Here is a 15,300-nt window from a genome sequence, read left to right as displayed (position 1 = left end):
TGGAATACCCTGTAGGAGCGAGCTTGCTCGCGAAAAACTCGCAGGCACCGGGTTCATCCAGGAAACACGCGTTATCGTTGGCGTTTTTCGTCGGAACGCCGCCCGGAGACAAGCTCGCCCCTACAGAGGGCAATGTTGAGCCCGCCCCCACAGTGAAGCGCAGTCAGGTCAGGGTTTTGCGCGGTGCCAGCGTGACCCAATAACGCGTGCGAAACTGCACCTGCAATCGATGGGTGGTGGCCAGCAGGCTGAGGATGCGGTCGGTGTCGTCCAGGCGGAAACTGCCGGTGACGCGCAAGGCTTCCAGGCTCGGGTCCCAGCGCAGGACACCCGGGCGATAGCGATCAAGCTCGCGCAGGAAGTCGCCCAACCCCTGGTTCTGCGCCGTCAGCACTCCATCGCGCCAGCCCAATTGCAGCGCGTCAAACGGAACCGGCGCCCCCAGTCCCGAGGCCTGCAGGCGTATTTGTTGCCCATCGTGCACCAGGGCGCTACGCCCAGATCCATCTTGTACGTGCACCTGGCCCTTGAGCACCGACACCAGACACCCGTGCGCCAACTGACGCACACAGACCTCGGCCTGGCTGGCGATAACCTGGCCATAACGGGTATGTACCGTCAACGCCGCCGCGCCAGGCACACTCAACGCCATCTCCCCATCGACCAGTGTCAGGCGTCGCCGCGCGAGGTCCACATCCACCGCGCTGGCCGTGTTCAGTTGCAGGGTGCTGCCATCGGCCAGCGGCACGCGTTTGCGCTCGCCGGTGGCGGTATGCAGGTCGGCGCGCCACACGTCGAGGGGTAACTGGCGACTGAGCAGCCATGCCGCCGGCACCAGCGCCGCCACGCCCAGGGCGCGCTTGAGCACGGCACGTCGCCCCGCTTGCGGGCGGTCGAGGCTGGCCATGGCCAGGGAAGATGGCAATTGCGCAAAACGCTGGCGCAGCAACTGCGCTTTTTGCCAGGCCTGTTCGTGCTGGGGATGACTGTCGCGCCATTGCTGCAAGTCCACATAGTCGCGCTCGCCGGCTGTGCCCGACTCCAGCAGCGCCAACCACTGCGCCGCTGCCCGCGCCACATCCGCAGAGGTACGGCTCACAGGTCCACCAGCAGGCAATGCTCATAGGCCTGGGCCATATAGCGCTTGACCGTACGTTCCGAGACCTTGAGACGCTCGGCAATCTCACGGTAGCCCAGGCCTTCGAGCTGACTCCAGAGAAACGCCCGGCGTACCACCGGCGCCAGGCCGTCGAGCAATTCATCCAGGGCTTGCAGGGTTTCCAAAAGCAGCCAGCGCTGCTCCGGCGATGGCACGCACTCTTCAGGCAAGCGCGCCAGGGCATTCAGATAGGCCTGCTCCAGGCTGCGGCGCTGATGGAAGTTGACCAGCAGGCGCTTGCCCACCGTCACCAGATAGGCTCGTGGTTCCTGCAATTGCGCGACCGGCTGGGCGCTGGCCAGCACCCGCAGGAACGTATCCTGACTCAGGTCGGCGGCATCCCAGGCATTGCCCAGACGCCGACGCAGCCAGCTTTCCAGCCAACTGCGATGGTCGCGGTACAAGGTGCTCAGGCTGGGTTCGGCGGTGGTCGTTGGCGATACAACATCAGTCATGGCAAGCGAACCCTGGGCAGCGCGAGTGAGTCTCAAATGAGATTCATTCTATTTAATATCCCTGCGCTGCACCATGTTCTTTTTGCCGGGTAGACAGGCGGAGCACCTACTGCCCATCGGGCAACACCGGCTTGCCCAGCTCACGCCCGAACGATGTTGCTGCTGAGATTGAGCAAGCGCCGGGTCTGCCATGGGTTGTCGTGGCAGTAGCGATAAGGGCATTTTCTTTAACCGATCAGCAGTTTGCCGGATGCTCAGACAGTCTGCCTCTACATCGACAGTGGCTCAAAAAGCCCAACAGCCTGGTTCAATTAAGTTTCTCGCCTGCTTGGGGATTGACGCCAATAATGTCCGCCTGCTTGATCGGGCGCGTGCTTCTTATAAGAAAATCGGTGCACCGATTACCGGTAAGATCCACTGCAACGAAATATCGACCTGTTTGCTTGTTGAGCCTCACGACGGTATCGCCGATACGCCCTGTAAAGGCCTCCACCCATCGCAATGTTGTATTCGAACGCTTCGCCATTGCGCGCAGGTCAATTTTGTCCCTGCCACTCACAAAGTCCATGATCAGATCTGAACTCTGGAGAGTCGAATCGCTCGCGTTGTCGTAGGCGAACGTATTGCGCCCTCCTATACCCCATAAACTATCCCCCCCACCTCCGCCCTTCAGGACGTTATCCGCCGAGTTGCCAATGAGGAGGTCATTGCCGAAACCGCCGATGGCATTTTCAATAATCGAATCCCTATCTATCGTCACATTGAGGGCCTGGCCGCCAACGCTGGAGGCGGTGCCTGGCCGCAGGTCTATGGTCTGGTTATGTCTGAATCCCGAAAAATCGAACGTGTCATTGCCAGACTGGTCGCGCACAGAGAACCATGGGGCTTTACTGTGGGCACCCAAACTTGCATTGGAGTCGCCAGTATTGGAGTTGAAGCCATAGACAGTATCGTCACTAACAGGCTTGGGTTTAGGCGGCTCAGGCTTGGGTTGTGGCTGAGGCTGAGGCTGAGGCTGAGGCTGAGGCTGAGGCTTGATAGTGCGCTTGTCGGGGCCGCCCACCAATAGGTCTCCGGCTCGAATGATGCCCTTGGCCTTGATGAGTACGTCGGCCTTACCGTTTCCAGTGAGATCCAGACTTAAGCTTGCTTGAGCATCCTGATGGTTGTAACTCAGGACAATTTCCCCACGACGGCCCGAGAATCGCTCCACCACCGTCGCACTGGCAAGCTGGGCTTTGTGCAAGACTCCCGCTAAATCTATCTTGTCGGTGCCCGTTTCAAAGTCCAGGAGTTCATCGGGCCTTTCGAGCGTAGAGTCACTCGCGTGGTCATACACGAAGACATCTGCGCCACCACCCCCCAGTAATTTGTCTGCGCCGCCGCCGCCCTTGATTCGATTGCCCACGTGATTACCAATCAGATGGTCGTCGCCATGCCCACCCATGGCATTCTCTAGAACAACGCCCCTGGCAATCGAAATATTGCCTTTCAGCCCTCCAACATCAGAGAACGACTCGGCATTCAGGTTGATGACTTGAGACTGACTGAAACCGGATAAGTCCAACGTATCGTTTCCGCCACCGTCCCATATGCTGAATACGGGAGCGTCATTGGCGGACTGAAGGCTCATGCTGGGTCGATCAGTATTGGAGTTGAACCCGTAGACGGTATCGCTACTGCGGGTGTTGTTGTTGCTACCATAATTCCCCTGCACAGCGCGAATATCATCCAGCATGGGGCCTGAGGGAAGTTTCCAGTCGAACCTGTGACCTGGTTGATGGGTCTCGGCCCAATAACTCATTGCGCTGCGGGCTTTGGTATCTTGTGCATACTCGGCGTTCTTTTCGTAGCCACCATCATGACTATTATAGTCCCCCGGATGTCTAAGACCGAGGGCATGCCCAAGTTCGTGAGCCGCTATATATGAAAAGCCATCACCGGCTTTTGGTGTATGTGACGCATACTTTGTTCCAATTGTCATCTTTACATTAGGGTAGTAATAATTAGGCAAGCGCGTGACACCGCCGGAGGAATTCGGATCATTTACGATGTCTATAGAACCGTCTGCCGCTTGGGTACCTTCCTTGAAGGTTACATTGGTCACATCTTGCCAACACTGCAATGCATTAAGAATACTTGCTTTCTGCCCTGCCGAGTAACTAGGGTCGATCCTGACGGAAATTTCTATTTTTCCGTCTTGATTGCGATCATAAAACTTGAAACCACCACGGGTTAATTGTTCTGCCGCCTGATCACTGGAGAAAGATGGCTTTTCATTTATCTTGCTGCCACTGGACGCGTCCGACATAGCCAAACGTGTACGTTGCGAATGATTTACTACATTCATGGCAATTAAATCCTTCTTGATAAACTAAACATTTGCCCGGCAAACGCCTTGCCGAAAAACAAATATCTCACACAAGAAATATAGCGACCAATTGATTTATCTATCCAAATAAATCCAACTCATAATTTAAAACTTAGAAACAAATAACTAGAAACCATAAAGCGATTATTTTCTAATGCTCAATATTAAATTACATATTAAATCCTAACTAACCGCAATACGGTATGCCGGCGTGATGCAACACCGACCCCATATAGGAGCCGGCCTGCGATGGCGGCAGGGCAGCCAATATATCTTTGGATCGCACTGCGCCTGCGCGAGCAAGTCCACGGGGAATCTCACTCGGGCAGAAGATATTGGCCACACCACAAAGCCCTTAACCCATCACTACAATCCCCACCACCAACACCACCGGCCAGGCCAATATCGCGGCCCGCCATCCCTGAGGCGCGTGTCGCAGCTCCATAAACCCATCGGCAATCACCCAGGCCTTGGCCACCGCTGCCAACACCACCAGCCACCACCAGCCCGCAGCGCCGGACATGACGGTGCCCACACTCAGCAGCACCAGCGCGACCCAGTACGCCAGCAGCCTCATAGCACGTACACCAACGGAAACAGCACCACCCACACCAAATCCACCATATGCCAATACAACACCCCGGACTCCAGCCCAGACTGGCGCCCCGGCCCGTAAGCCCCGCGCCAGCAGCGCAACGCCAGCCACGCCAGGATCACCATCCCCAGCAGTACATGCAAAAAATGAAAACCGGTCAAAATCCAATACAGGGTGAAAAACGTACTGTGCTCCAGGCCCAGCCCCGCAGCGGCCAGGTGCCCGTACTCGCTGAGTTTGATCCACACATACACCAGCGCCACCAACAACCCCAGCACCAACAACCCAGCCGCCCGCCGCGAGCGGTCGGCGAGTGCTTGTTGCTGTGCCAACGCTGCGAGCAGGCCAGCCGTCAGCAGGCTCAGGGTCATTGCCAGGCCGGTGGATGTGTCCAGTTGTGCGCGGCCCTCGGTAAAGACCTGGGGCCGTAATGTCTGGGTCACTGCAAAGGCTAGGATCAGAATTGCAAACACCGAGAGTTCGGCGAGGATGAAGAACCACATCGCCAGATCGCCCGGCAAGCGCCGTTCAACTGAAGTGAACATCAACCACATCCATCAGGGCCGCGACGGTTTGCGGGTCGTCGCTCAGCGCTTCTGCCAGGCAGGCCATGCACGCCTCGCGTGGGAGCATGCCGGCGGCGATCAGGCGCGCGGTGAAGATCAGCAGACGCGTAGAGGCCACCTCCTCCAGGTCATGCTGGTCAAGCCGGCGCAAGGCTTGCCCCAGGCGCACCACCTGGGCTGCCAGGGCACTGTCGACCTGGGCTTCGCGGGCGACGATGCGCTCTTCTTCAAGTGTCGACGGATAGCCAAAGCGCATCGCCACAAAACGCTGGCGCGTGCTGGGCTTCATGCCCTTGAGCAGGTTCTGGTAACCGGGGTTATAGGACACCACCAACATGAACGACGGCGGCGCCTTGAGGACTTCGCCGGTGCGCTCCAGGAACAACTCGCGACGGTCGTCGGCCACCGGGTGCAGGACCACGGCGGTGTCCTGGCGGGCCTCGACCACTTCGTCCAGGTAGCAGATGCCTCCTTCGCGCACCGCGCGGGTCAGCGGGCCGTCCTGCCACCAGGTGCCTTGGGCGCCGATCAGGTGGCGGCCAATCAGATCGGCCGCGCTGAGGTCGTCGTGGCAGGCCACGGTATACAGCGGCAGTTGCAGACGGTGGGCCATGTGCTGGACGAAGCGGGTCTTGCCGCAGCCAGTGGGGCCCTTGATCAGCACCGGCATGCGGTGGCGCCAGGCGTGTTCGAACAACTGGTGTTCGTTGTTGACGGCTTGGTAGAAGGGTTCGGTCATGGCGCACCTTGCATGGGCAACGGGTTTGACGGCCACGCTACGGGGGCCTGCGACAACCTGGCAAGCCGTACTCAAGGCAAACTTGATCGCCGTCAAGCGGTCATTCACCCACCGCGACATAGTCTCTGCTGGCACTAAGAACCTGCGTTCTAACCGGATCGCAAAGGTCTTGCCTGAGGAGATATGGAATGCTGACTCGCAACAAAACACCCTTCGTACTGACGCTGGCCAGGCTCAGCTGCGCGCTGGCCCTGGCCCTCTCAACGCAGGCCTTCGCGGCTGCACCCGCACCAGCTGCCGCCATGGTCAAGAGCCCCGGCGCACCGGACTTGAGCCAAGCCGAGTTCGATGCCTCCAAGCAGATCTACTTCGAGCGCTGCGCCGGTTGCCACGGTGTGTTGCGCAAGGGCGCCACCGGCAAACCGCTGACCCCGGACATCACCCAGGCCCGGGGCCAGGCGTACCTGGAGGCATTGATCACCTATGGCTCCCCCGCCGGCATGCCGAATTGGGGCACCTCCAATGCGCTGACCAAGGCGCAGATCACCAGCATGGCCACCTTCATCCAGCACACCGCGCCGACGCCACCGGAATGGGGCATGGCCGAAACCCTCAAGACCTGGAAGGTGCTGGTCAAGCCCGAAGACCGTCCGAAGAAGCAACTCAACAAACTCAACCTGGAAAACCTGTTCTCCGTCACCCTGCGTGACGACGGCAAAATCGCCCTGATCGACGGCGACAGCAAGAAAATCGTCAAGCTCATCGACACCGGCTACGCCGTGCATATCTCGCGGATTTCCGCTTCGGGTCGCTACCTGCTGGTGATCGGCCGTGACGCCAAGATCGACATGATCGACCTGTGGCCCGCCGAGCCGACCAAAGTCGCCGAGATCAAGGTGGGCATCGAGGCCCGCTCGGTAGAGACCTCCAAGTTCAAGGGCTACGAAGACAAGTACGCGATCGCAGGTTCCTACTGGCCGCCGCAGTTCACCATCATGGACGGCGAGACCCTGGAGCCCAAGCAGATCGTCTCCACCCGTGGCATGACCGTAGACAAGCAGGAATACCACCCGGAACCGCGTGTAGCGGCGATCATCGCCTCCCACGAATGGCCGGAGTTCATCGTCAACGTCAAGGAAACCGGCAAGGTGATGCTGGTCAACTACCAGGACATCAAGAACCTCACCATCACCACCATCGACGCCGCGCCGTTCCTGCATGACGGCGGTTGGGACAGCACCCATCGTTATTTCATGACGGCGGCGAACAACTCCAACAAGGTCGCGGTCATCGACTCCAAGGAGCGCAAGCTCACCGCCCTGGTGGATGTGGGCAAGACCCCGCACCCTGGGCGTGGTGCCAACTTTGTGCACCCGCAATATGGTCCGGTGTGGGCCACCAGCCACTTGGGTGACGGCGGTGTTTCGGTGATTGGTACCGATCCGGTCAAGCACCCGCAGTACGCCTGGAAGCAGGTGACATCGCTCAACGGCCAGGGCGGTGGCTCGCTGTTTATCAAGACCCATCCCAACTCGCGAAACCTCTACGTCGACACCACCCTCAACCCCGACACCAAGCTCAGCCAGTCGGTGGCGGTGTTCAACATCGACAAGCTCGACGCTGGCTACACCGTGCTGCCGATTGCCGAGTGGTCTGGCATCAAGCAAGGCGCCCTGCGGGTGGTGCAGCCGGAATACAACAAGGCCGGCGATGAGGTGTGGTTCTCGGTGTGGAACGGCCAGGAAGAGGAATCGGCGCTGGTGGTGGTCGATGACAAGACCCTCAAGCTCAAGAACGTGATCAGGGACAAACGCCTGATTACCCCGACCGGCAAGTTCAACGTTTACAACACCCAATTCGATATCTATTGAGCTTCATCAACAAGAGGCAACCCAATGAAAAATATCCTGCTTGCACTTGCGGCCCTGGGCGCAGCATTGAGCCTGTCCACGGCCCTTGCCGAGGATGGTGCGGCGCTGTTCAAGAGCAAACCCTGCGCCGCCTGCCACACCGTCGACAGCAAGATGGTGGGGCCGGCGCTCAAGGACGTCGCGGCAAAAAATGCCGGGGTCAAGGACGCAGACAAGACCCTGGCCGGCCGTATCAAGAACGGCACCCAGGGTAACTGGGGACCGATTCCGATGCCGCCAAACCAGGTCACCGATGCCGAAGCCCTGACCCTCGCCCAATGGGTCTTGAGTCTGAAATAAGCACAAGGAGCACGCCATGCAAGTCTCGATGATCGGTTCGGCCATGGCGCTGCTCTTCCTCATTCCCGCGCCGGTGCATGGAGCACCGGCGCCTGCACGCCAGGTCCAGCTAGAACACCTGCTGATCCAGGACTGTGGCGCCTGCCACGGCCTGCACCTGACCGGCGGCCTGGGCCCGGCGCTGACGCCCCAAGCCCTGGCCGGGCAGACCCGCGACACCCTGATTGCCACCGTGACCTATGGCCGCCCTACCCTGGCGATGCCCGGCTGGGCCCCGTTGCTCAATGCCGGCGAGATTGCCTGGCTGGTGGACCGCCTCCTGCAAGGAACCCCTGCGCCATGATCCGTCCCCTGCTTGCCTGCTTTGCCGGCCTGTTACTCACCGCCTGTGCCCAACCACCGCTGCGCGGCACCGGCGACCTGGGCCTGGTGGTGGAACGTGCCAGCGGCAGCCTGCTGATTATCGACAGCAGCAACCAGGCGCGCCTGGCGCGGGTCGAGGGGCTGGGCGACCTGTCCCATGCCTCGGCGGTGTTTTCCCGAGACCAGCGCTACGCCTATCTGTTTGGTCGCGACGGCGGGTTGACCAAAGTCGACCTGCTGACCCAGCGTATCGACCACCGCCTGATCCAGGGCGGCAACAGCATCGGCGGTGCGATCAGCCAGGACGGGCGCCTGATTGCGGTCTCCAACTATCAGCCGGGTGGGGTCAAGGTATTCGACGCGCAAACCCTCAAGCAGGTGGCCGATATCCCCGCCACGCCCCTGGCCGATGGCAAGCGCTCGCGGGTGGTGGGCCTGGTGGATGCGCCAGGGCAGCGCTTTGTGTTCAGCCTGTTCGACACCGATGAGATCTGGAGCGCCGATTTCAGCCAGGGCAACACCCCGGCCATCACCCGCTTCAGCGGTATTGGCCGCCAGCCCTATGACGCGTTGATCACAGCCGATGGCCGTTACTACATGGCCGGGTTGTTTGGCGAAGACGGCATGGCCCAGCTCGACCTGTGGCACCCGGAGCGTGGGGTCAAGCGCGTGCTCGCCGACTACGGTCGCGGCCAGGAAAAACTGCCGGTGTACAAGATGCCGCACCTGGAAGGCTGGGCCGTGGCCGACAACCAGGCCTTCGTGCCCGCCGTGGGTCGCCACCAAGTACTGGTGATGGACGCCCGCACCTGGCAACAGACCGCGGCCATCGCCGTGGCCGGCCAGCCGATTTTTGTCACCGCGCGCCCCGACGGGCGCCAGTTGTGGGTCAACTTCGCCTACCCGGACAACGACCGGGTGCAGGTACTCGACACAGAAACCCATCAGGTGGTCGCGGACCTGCGCCCCGGCCCCGGGGTGTTGCACATGGAATTCACCGGGCGCGGTGAGCAGCTGTGGTTGTCGGTTCGCGACGGCCAGCAGGTGCAGGTCTGGGATCCTTATCGTTTGACCTTGCTCAAGACCCTGCCGGCTGACAGCCCCAGCGGCATCTTCTTCAGCAGCCGCGCGCAAAAAATGGGGTATTGAGATGGAACTGGATGAACTGACCGCACGCCTGATCGACCGTTATCAACACGGCATGCCGCTGTGCGCCGAGCCTTACCTGGAGATGGCCGGCACCCTGGGCTGCAGCGAAAAAGAGTTGATGGCCTGCCTGCAACGCCTGGAACTGGCGGGCGCGCTGTCGCGGGTCGGGCCGGTATTCGATCACAGCCGCGCCGGCGCCAGTACCCTCGCCGCCCTGGCGGTGCCCGCCGAGCGCCTGGAGCAGGTGGCGGCACGCATCAGCCGCTACCCGGAGGTCAATCACAACTACGCCCGCGAACATCACTACAACCTGTGGTTTGTGCTGACCGGGCCCAATCGCCGCCATCTGGAACAGGTTCTGGAGGAGCTGGAAAAGGACACCGGCCTGGTCCCCCTGGACCTGCCAATGCTCACTTCCTACCGCATCGACCTGGGTTTTGCCCTGGGAGGCCACCCGTGATCGCCCCGCTGAACCATGAACAATTGCTCGACCTGCGCCAGTGCCTGGAGCGTGGGCTGCCGCGCGTTTCGCGGCCCTATGAAGACCTCGCCGAGCAGATCGGCGCCCATCATTCGCAGGTGTTGAAGCAGATGCAGCAATGGCAGGACCAGGGCCTGTTCCGCCGCGTCGGCCTGGTGCTCAACCATCGCGCCCTGGGCTTTGCGGCCAATGCGATGCTGGTGCTCGACGTGCCCGATGCGCTGATCGACGAAGTCGGCCAGCGCCTGGGCCGCGCACCAGGCATCACCCTGTGTTACCAGCGGCCACGACGCTTGCCGCACTGGCGCTACAACCTGTTTTGCATGGTCCACGGCCGTGAGCGCGCAGCGGTGCAGGCGCAGATCCAGGCACTGCTGGACCAGCACATGCTCGGCGACCTGCCCCACCACCTGCTGTTCAGCACGCGCATGTTCAAACAATGCGGCGGGCGTTTTGCACCGCCACCGTCACAGGTATGGGCCCATGGATGAACTCGACCGGCAGTTGATCAACCGCCTGCAACGGGGCCTGCCCCTGGTGCGGCATCCATGGCAGGCCGTGGCGGCAGAGCTGCACAGCACGCCCGACGAGTTGCTCGACCGCCTGCACTTGTTGCTCGAAGACGGCGTACTGACGCGCTTCGGGCCAATGTTCGATATCGAGCGCCTGGGCGGCGCGTTCACCCTCGCCGCCCTGGCGGTGCCCGAATCACACTTTGAACAGGTGGCGGCGCAACTCAACGACCTGCCGCAAGTGGCCCACAACTACCGGCGCGAGCATCCCTGGAACATGTGGTTTGTGCTGGCCTGCCCTACCTGCGACGACCTCGACCAGACCTTGGCCCATATCCACACCGTCACCGGGCTTGAGGTGCTTAACCTGCCCAAGGAGCAAACCTACCATGTCGGTCTGTACTTCCCGGTTTGACGAAACCCTGGCCCAACGCTTGATCCATTTGACCGAAGCCGGCCTGCCCCTGATTGAAGACCCCTGGACCTGGCTCGCCGAGCAACTGGGCATCAGCGTCGAATCCACCCTCGACCTGCTCAAGCGCCTGCAGGCGGAAGGCGCCATCCGCCGGATCGCCGCCGTGCCCAATCACTATCGCCTGGGCTACCGCCACAACGGCATGACCGTGTGGGATGTGTGCGATGAACAGATGCCGCGCCTGGGCGAACTGATCGGCGCCCAACCCTTTGTCAGCCACTGTTATCGCAGGCCTCGGCGCGCCGACTGGCCCTACAACCTGTTCGCCATGGTGCATGGGCGCAGCCGTGAGGAAATCGACAGCTACCGTGAACACCTGCGCTTTCTGCTGGGCGATGCCAGCCGGGCGGACGAGATGCTGGTGAGCAGTCGCATCCTGAAAAAAACCGGCCTGCGCCTGGCCTCTACTCGCTCCTGTAGGAGCTGGCTTGCCAGCGAAGGTCGTGAACGATAACGCGGTCATCCTGAATGAACGTGTCGCCGGGGCGTTTTTCGCGAGCACGCTCGCTCCTACAACAAGGAACCTCTTATGCTTAGGATCAGTCATTACCTGCGCACCCTGGCCGGCCAATGCCCACCACCGCGCAGCGCCAAACCGGGCAGCCAGCGCGCACCGGTGGTGATCTGGAACCTGCTGCGCCGTTGCAACCTGACCTGCAAGCATTGCTATGCCACCAGCGCCGACAGTGTGTTTCGTGATGAACTGGACACCGAGGCGGCGTTGAAGGTGATCGATGATCTGCACGAGGCCGGGGTCAAGGTGTTGATTCTCTCGGGCGGCGAGCCACTGCTGCGCGAAGACCTGTTCCAGCTCAGCGCCTATGCCCGCACCAAGGGCTTTTTCGTGGCGCTGTCGAGCAACGGCACGCTGATCGATGAAGGCAATATCCAACAGATTGCCGCTGCACGCTTTGACTATGTGGGCATCAGCATTGATGGCTTGAAGGCCACCCACGATGCCTTCCGCCAGTGCGAGGGCAGTTTCGAGCGCTCGATGCACGCCATCAACCTGTGCCGCCAGGCGGGGATTCGCGTCGGCCTGCGCACTACCCTGACCCAGGAAAATCACGCGCAGCTCCCACAACTGCTGGCCTTGATGCGTGAATACGATGTGCAGAAGTTCTACCTCTCGCACCTCAACTACAGCGGGCGCGGCAAACGCAGTCGGCAACTGGACGCCCACCAGCAGATGAGTCGCGACGCCATGCTGTTGCTTTTCCAGCAAGCCTGGGACGACATCCAGAATGGCGTGGCCAGCGACTTTGTCAGCGGTAACAACGACGCCGACGCCGTGCTGTTGCTGCAATGGGTGCACCAGCACCTGCCGGAACACTACCCGCAACTCGAACACCTGCTGCATGCCTGGGGCGGCAATGCGTCGGGCAGTGGCATCGCCAATATCGACAACACCGGCGAAGTGCACCCGGACACTTACTGGTGGCAACACTCGGTGGGCAATGTGCGCCACACCTCGTTTCGCGAGATCTGGCTGGAGCGCCCCGACCCGCTGCTGTTGCGCCTGCGCCAATACCCCCGCGAGATCGGTGGCCGTTGCACCGACTGCCGCTGGCTGGCCATCTGCAATGGCAACACGCGCACCCGCGCCTGGGCTGGCGGCGACCTCTGGGGCCCGGACCCCGGTTGCTACCTCAGTGACGCTGAAATCGCCCGCACGCCGCCCACCTTGATTCCTTGCTCGGCACGCTGAACCACTGGCCGGCTACCTGGTGAAACAACCGGGGCCGGCAACCTGATGATGAACCAAGGAAGTCTCATGCACTCATCCCACGCGTTACCCCCCGTGTTGCACAGCCCCTTCCCCCCCGGCGAAGTCGCCCTGGTCGGCGCCGGTCCCGGCGACCCGCGCCTGTTGACCCTGCGCGCCTGGAGTCTGCTGATGCAGGCCGATGCCGTGGTGTTCGACCGCCTGATCAGCGCCGAACTGCTGACCCTGATCCCGCTGACCTGTGCCCGGCACTATGTGGGCAAGGCCAGCGGTTATCACAGCCTGCCCCAGTCGCAGATCAACGAACTGCTGGCCGAACTGGCCCTGCAGGGGCAGCGGGTGGTGCGGCTCAAGGGTGGCGACCCGTTCGTGTTTGGCCGCGGTGCCGAAGAACTGGAGTACCTGCTGGCGCAAGGCGTGTCGTGCCAGGTGGTGCCAGGCATCACGGCGGCCTCCGGTTGCAGCGCCTATGCGGGCATCCCACTGACCCACCGTGACTTGGTCAATTCGTGCCGCTTCGTCACCGGGCATTTGCAGCGCGACGGCGAATTGAAGCTGCCCTGGGATAGCCTCGCCGACAGCACCCAGACCCTGGTGTTCTACATGGGCCTGTCGAACCTGGCGATGATCGCCGAACGCCTGATCGATGCCGGACTGCCCGCCGACACGCCCGCTGCGTTGATCTGCAACGGCGCCCGCGCCGACCAGCAGGTGCATCGCGGCACCCTGCGCCTGCTGCCAACCCTGGCCTTGATGTGCGAGCCCGGAGTGCCGACCTTGACGGTGATCGGGCATGTGGTCGACCTGTTTGCCGATGCGGCCCTGCACTACCCCGCCAGCCTGGCGCCCGCACACCGCGCAGCGTCCGAGGTGGCGGTATGAAACGCCTGTGGCTGGTGCCGCTGCTCTGGGCCAGCGCCGCCCACGGCGCAACCGATGCCGCCGCCGATTACCAGCAACATTGCCAAAGCTGCCATGGCCTGAACCGGGTCGGCAGCAGCGGCCCGGCGTTGTTGCCCGAGAGCCTGGGACGGATCAAGCCGGTCGAAATTCGCCAGGTGATCGAGCAAGGCCGCCCGGCCAGCCAGATGGCGGCATTCGCCCCGCTGCTGACGACGCAGCAGATCGACGGCCTGGTGAGTTTCCTGCAACAGCCGCCGGCCACGCCCGCGACCTGGAGCGAGCAGGATGTGCGCAGCAGCCACCGCCAATTGGCCGACCTCAGTCAACTGCCCAGCACGCCGCAGCATCACGCCGATCCGCTGAACCTGTTTGTGGTGGTGGAGTCGGGCGATCATCACATCGACATTCTCGACGGTGATCGCTTTGAAGTGCTCGACCGTTTTGCCTCGCACTTTGCCGTACACGGCGGGCCTAAGTTCTCCCCGGACGGACGCTTTGTGTACTTTGCTTCGCGCGACGGCTGGATCAGCCTCTATGACCTGCACAACCTCAAGCTGATCGCCGAGATCCGCGCCGGCCTCAATACCCGCAACCTCGCGGTGAGCAAGGATGGCCGCTGGGTGCTGGTGGGCAATTACCTGCCCGGCAACCTGGTGGTGCTGGATGCGCGTGACCTGTCACTGGTCAAGACTCTGCCTACCGGCTCGCGGGTCAGCGCGGTGTACACCGCCCCGCCGCGCAACAGTTTTGTGGTTGCCCTCAAGGATGTGAATGAAGTCTGGGAGTTGTCCTATGGGGCGGCCAAACCGGACTTCGAGCCCCGGCGCATTCAGGCCCAGGACGTGCTCGATGACTTTTCCTTTTCCCCCGACTACCGTCAACTGCTCGCCACCTCACGCAAGGCCGGCGGCGGGCAAGTAATTGACCTGGATACCGGGCAGGTAGTGACCGACATCGCACTGGCGGGCATGCCGCACTTGGGCTCGGGGACTTATTGGCAACGCAACGGACAATGGGTGTTTGCCACGCCGAATATCAGCAAGGGGCAGATTTCGGTGCTGGACCTCAAGACCTGGAAACTGATCAAACAGATCCCCACCCTCGGGCCGGGGTTCTTTATGCGCAGCCACGCCAACTCACGCTATGTATGGAGTGATGTGTTTTTTGGCCCGGACAATGACGCGATCCACTTGATCGACAAACAGACCCTGGAAATCGCCCACACCCTGCGGCCGATGCCGGGCAAGACCGCGGCGCACGTGGAGTTCACTCGGGATGGACGCTATCTGCTGCTGAGCATCTGGGATCGCGAAGGTGCGTTGATCGTGTACGACAGCCAGACGTTGCAGGAGGTCAAGCGCCTGCCCATGAACAAGCCATCGGGCAAGTACAACGTGGGTAACAAGATTGAGTTTGCCGAAGGCACTTCCCATTAACCTGTGGCGATCGGGGCTGTTGTGGCGAGTGGGACTTATTGTGGTGAGTGGGGCTTCTTGTGGCGAGCGGGCTTGCCCCGCGCTGGGCTGCGAAGCAGCCCCATTCAAGAACAATGAGGTGTGTCAGGCATTGCTCGTTGCCTGGTTTTGGGGCTGCTTC

17 protein-coding genes are annotated in these 15,300 nt (G+C 61.5%); 11 read left to right on the top strand and 6 right to left on the bottom strand.

Going from position 1 to position 15,300, the window contains the following annotated elements; genetic code table 11:
- Positions 1-163: 163 nt before the first annotated feature.
- From HBO09_RS23585 to HBO09_RS23560, 6 genes are all read right to left on the bottom strand, one after another.
- Positions 164-1,099, bottom strand: a complete 936-nt coding sequence (locus tag HBO09_RS23585; RefSeq protein WP_169997845.1) for a FecR domain-containing protein — start codon at positions 1,097-1,099, stop codon at positions 164-166.
- Entirely contained in the window at positions 1,096-1,614 is a 519-nt protein-coding gene (locus tag HBO09_RS23580) for a sigma-70 family RNA polymerase sigma factor (protein ID WP_169997847.1), read from the bottom strand. Before HBO09_RS23580 ends, HBO09_RS23585 begins: the two co-directional genes overlap by 4 nt.
- A gap of 307 nt (positions 1,615-1,921) precedes the next feature.
- Positions 1,922-3,964 (bottom strand): M57 family metalloprotease, encoded by a 2,043-nt coding sequence (locus tag HBO09_RS23575; protein ID WP_170060972.1) that lies wholly within the window; start codon positions 3,962-3,964, stop codon positions 1,922-1,924.
- 376 nt (positions 3,965-4,340) lie between these two features.
- Positions 4,341-4,562, bottom strand: coding sequence for a cytochrome C oxidase subunit IV family protein (locus tag HBO09_RS23570; RefSeq protein WP_169997851.1), 222 nt, complete (start codon positions 4,560-4,562; stop codon positions 4,341-4,343).
- Positions 4,559-5,125 (bottom strand): cytochrome c oxidase subunit 3, encoded by a 567-nt coding sequence (locus tag HBO09_RS23565; RefSeq protein ID WP_169997853.1) that lies wholly within the window; start codon positions 5,123-5,125, stop codon positions 4,559-4,561. The genes HBO09_RS23570 and HBO09_RS23565 overlap by 4 nt, the downstream gene beginning before the upstream one ends.
- Positions 5,109-5,885 carry a CbbQ/NirQ/NorQ/GpvN family protein gene (locus HBO09_RS23560; RefSeq protein ID WP_169997855.1) on the bottom strand — a complete coding sequence of 259 codons (777 nt, stop codon included), beginning with the start codon at positions 5,883-5,885 and terminating at the stop codon, positions 5,109-5,111. The genes HBO09_RS23565 and HBO09_RS23560 overlap by 17 nt, the downstream gene beginning before the upstream one ends.
- 302 nt (positions 5,886-6,187) lie before the next feature.
- Between HBO09_RS23560 and nirS the strand changes: the two genes are divergently transcribed.
- The 11 genes from nirS (at position 6,188) to HBO09_RS23505 (ending at position 15,140) form a co-directional block, all read left to right on the top strand.
- Entirely contained in the window at positions 6,188-7,756 is a 1,569-nt protein-coding gene (gene nirS, locus HBO09_RS23555; protein WP_254813605.1) for a nitrite reductase, read from the top strand.
- A gap of 24 nt (positions 7,757-7,780) precedes the next feature.
- The gene (locus HBO09_RS23550; RefSeq protein ID WP_169997859.1) at positions 7,781-8,095 is read left to right on the top strand and encodes a c-type cytochrome; all 315 of its coding nucleotides are present in this window, start codon (positions 7,781-7,783) and stop codon (positions 8,093-8,095) included.
- A gap of 16 nt (positions 8,096-8,111) precedes the next feature.
- Positions 8,112-8,438, top strand: a complete 327-nt coding sequence (locus HBO09_RS23545; RefSeq protein WP_169997861.1) for a cytochrome c — start codon at positions 8,112-8,114, stop codon at positions 8,436-8,438.
- Positions 8,435-9,607 carry a cytochrome D1 domain-containing protein gene (locus HBO09_RS23540; RefSeq protein WP_169997863.1) on the top strand — a complete coding sequence of 391 codons (1,173 nt, stop codon included), beginning with the start codon at positions 8,435-8,437 and terminating at the stop codon, positions 9,605-9,607. Before HBO09_RS23545 ends, HBO09_RS23540 begins: the two co-directional genes overlap by 4 nt.
- A 1-nt stretch (position 9,608) precedes the next feature.
- Positions 9,609-10,067: an Lrp/AsnC family transcriptional regulator gene (locus HBO09_RS23535; protein ID WP_169997865.1), complete on the top strand. Its 459-nt coding sequence runs from the start codon at positions 9,609-9,611 to the stop codon at positions 10,065-10,067.
- The gene (locus tag HBO09_RS23530; protein ID WP_169997867.1) at positions 10,064-10,579 is read left to right on the top strand and encodes an AsnC family protein; all 516 of its coding nucleotides are present in this window, start codon (positions 10,064-10,066) and stop codon (positions 10,577-10,579) included. Before HBO09_RS23535 ends, HBO09_RS23530 begins: the two co-directional genes overlap by 4 nt.
- Positions 10,572-11,015: an AsnC family transcriptional regulator gene (locus tag HBO09_RS23525; protein ID WP_169997869.1), complete on the top strand. Its 444-nt coding sequence runs from the start codon at positions 10,572-10,574 to the stop codon at positions 11,013-11,015. The genes HBO09_RS23530 and HBO09_RS23525 overlap by 8 nt, the downstream gene beginning before the upstream one ends.
- Positions 10,990-11,529 carry an Lrp/AsnC family transcriptional regulator gene (locus tag HBO09_RS23520; RefSeq protein ID WP_169997871.1) on the top strand — a complete coding sequence of 180 codons (540 nt, stop codon included), beginning with the start codon at positions 10,990-10,992 and terminating at the stop codon, positions 11,527-11,529. Before HBO09_RS23525 ends, HBO09_RS23520 begins: the two co-directional genes overlap by 26 nt.
- A 75-nt stretch (positions 11,530-11,604) precedes the next feature.
- Positions 11,605-12,783 (top strand): heme d1 biosynthesis radical SAM protein NirJ, encoded by a 1,179-nt coding sequence (nirJ, locus tag HBO09_RS23515; protein ID WP_169997873.1) that lies wholly within the window; start codon positions 11,605-11,607, stop codon positions 12,781-12,783.
- A 66-nt stretch (positions 12,784-12,849) separates the two neighbouring features.
- Positions 12,850-13,683 carry a uroporphyrinogen-III C-methyltransferase gene (gene cobA, locus HBO09_RS23510; RefSeq protein ID WP_169997875.1) on the top strand — a complete coding sequence of 278 codons (834 nt, stop codon included), beginning with the start codon at positions 12,850-12,852 and terminating at the stop codon, positions 13,681-13,683.
- Positions 13,680-15,140, top strand: coding sequence for a cytochrome D1 domain-containing protein (locus tag HBO09_RS23505; RefSeq protein WP_169997877.1), 1,461 nt, complete (start codon positions 13,680-13,682; stop codon positions 15,138-15,140). The genes cobA and HBO09_RS23505 overlap by 4 nt, the downstream gene beginning before the upstream one ends.
- Positions 15,141-15,300: the final 160 nt, after the last annotated feature.

It is taken from the genome of Pseudomonas sp. WS 5027, assembly GCF_012985695.1.
GTDB lineage: Bacteria > Pseudomonadota > Gammaproteobacteria > Pseudomonadales > Pseudomonadaceae > Aquipseudomonas > Aquipseudomonas hygromyciniae.
This window is presented reverse-complemented; position numbering and strand designations above follow the sequence as displayed.

Bases quoted from the DNA above. Each gene is read 5' to 3' on its own strand.
- HBO09_RS23550 (WP_169997859.1), top strand. From the start codon at position 7,781: ATGAAAAATATCCTGCTTGCACTTGCGGCCCTGGGCGCAGCATTGAGC.
- HBO09_RS23540 (WP_169997863.1), top strand. From the start codon at position 8,435: ATGATCCGTCCCCTGCTTGCCTGCTTTGCCGGCCTGTTACTCACCGCC.
- HBO09_RS23545 (WP_169997861.1), top strand. From the start codon at position 8,112: ATGCAAGTCTCGATGATCGGTTCGGCCATGGCGCTGCTCTTCCTCATT.
- HBO09_RS23580 (WP_169997847.1), bottom strand. From the start codon at position 1,614: ATGACTGATGTTGTATCGCCAACGACCACCGCCGAACCCAGCCTGAGC.
- cobA (WP_169997875.1), top strand. From the start codon at position 12,850: ATGCACTCATCCCACGCGTTACCCCCCGTGTTGCACAGCCCCTTCCCC.
- HBO09_RS23560 (WP_169997855.1), bottom strand. From the start codon at position 5,885: ATGACCGAACCCTTCTACCAAGCCGTCAACAACGAACACCAGTTGTTC.
- nirS (WP_254813605.1), top strand. From the start codon at position 6,188: ATGGTCAAGAGCCCCGGCGCACCGGACTTGAGCCAAGCCGAGTTCGAT.
- HBO09_RS23505 (WP_169997877.1), top strand. From the start codon at position 13,680: ATGAAACGCCTGTGGCTGGTGCCGCTGCTCTGGGCCAGCGCCGCCCAC.
- HBO09_RS23520 (WP_169997871.1), top strand. From the start codon at position 10,990: ATGTCGGTCTGTACTTCCCGGTTTGACGAAACCCTGGCCCAACGCTTG.
- HBO09_RS23575 (WP_170060972.1), bottom strand. From the start codon at position 3,964: ATGAATGTAGTAAATCATTCGCAACGTACACGTTTGGCTATGTCGGAC.
- HBO09_RS23565 (WP_169997853.1), bottom strand. From the start codon at position 5,125: ATGTTCACTTCAGTTGAACGGCGCTTGCCGGGCGATCTGGCGATGTGG.
- HBO09_RS23535 (WP_169997865.1), top strand. From the start codon at position 9,609: ATGGAACTGGATGAACTGACCGCACGCCTGATCGACCGTTATCAACAC.
- HBO09_RS23570 (WP_169997851.1), bottom strand. From the start codon at position 4,562: ATGAGGCTGCTGGCGTACTGGGTCGCGCTGGTGCTGCTGAGTGTGGGC.
- HBO09_RS23525 (WP_169997869.1), top strand. From the start codon at position 10,572: ATGGATGAACTCGACCGGCAGTTGATCAACCGCCTGCAACGGGGCCTG.
- nirJ (WP_169997873.1), top strand. From the start codon at position 11,605: ATGCTTAGGATCAGTCATTACCTGCGCACCCTGGCCGGCCAATGCCCA.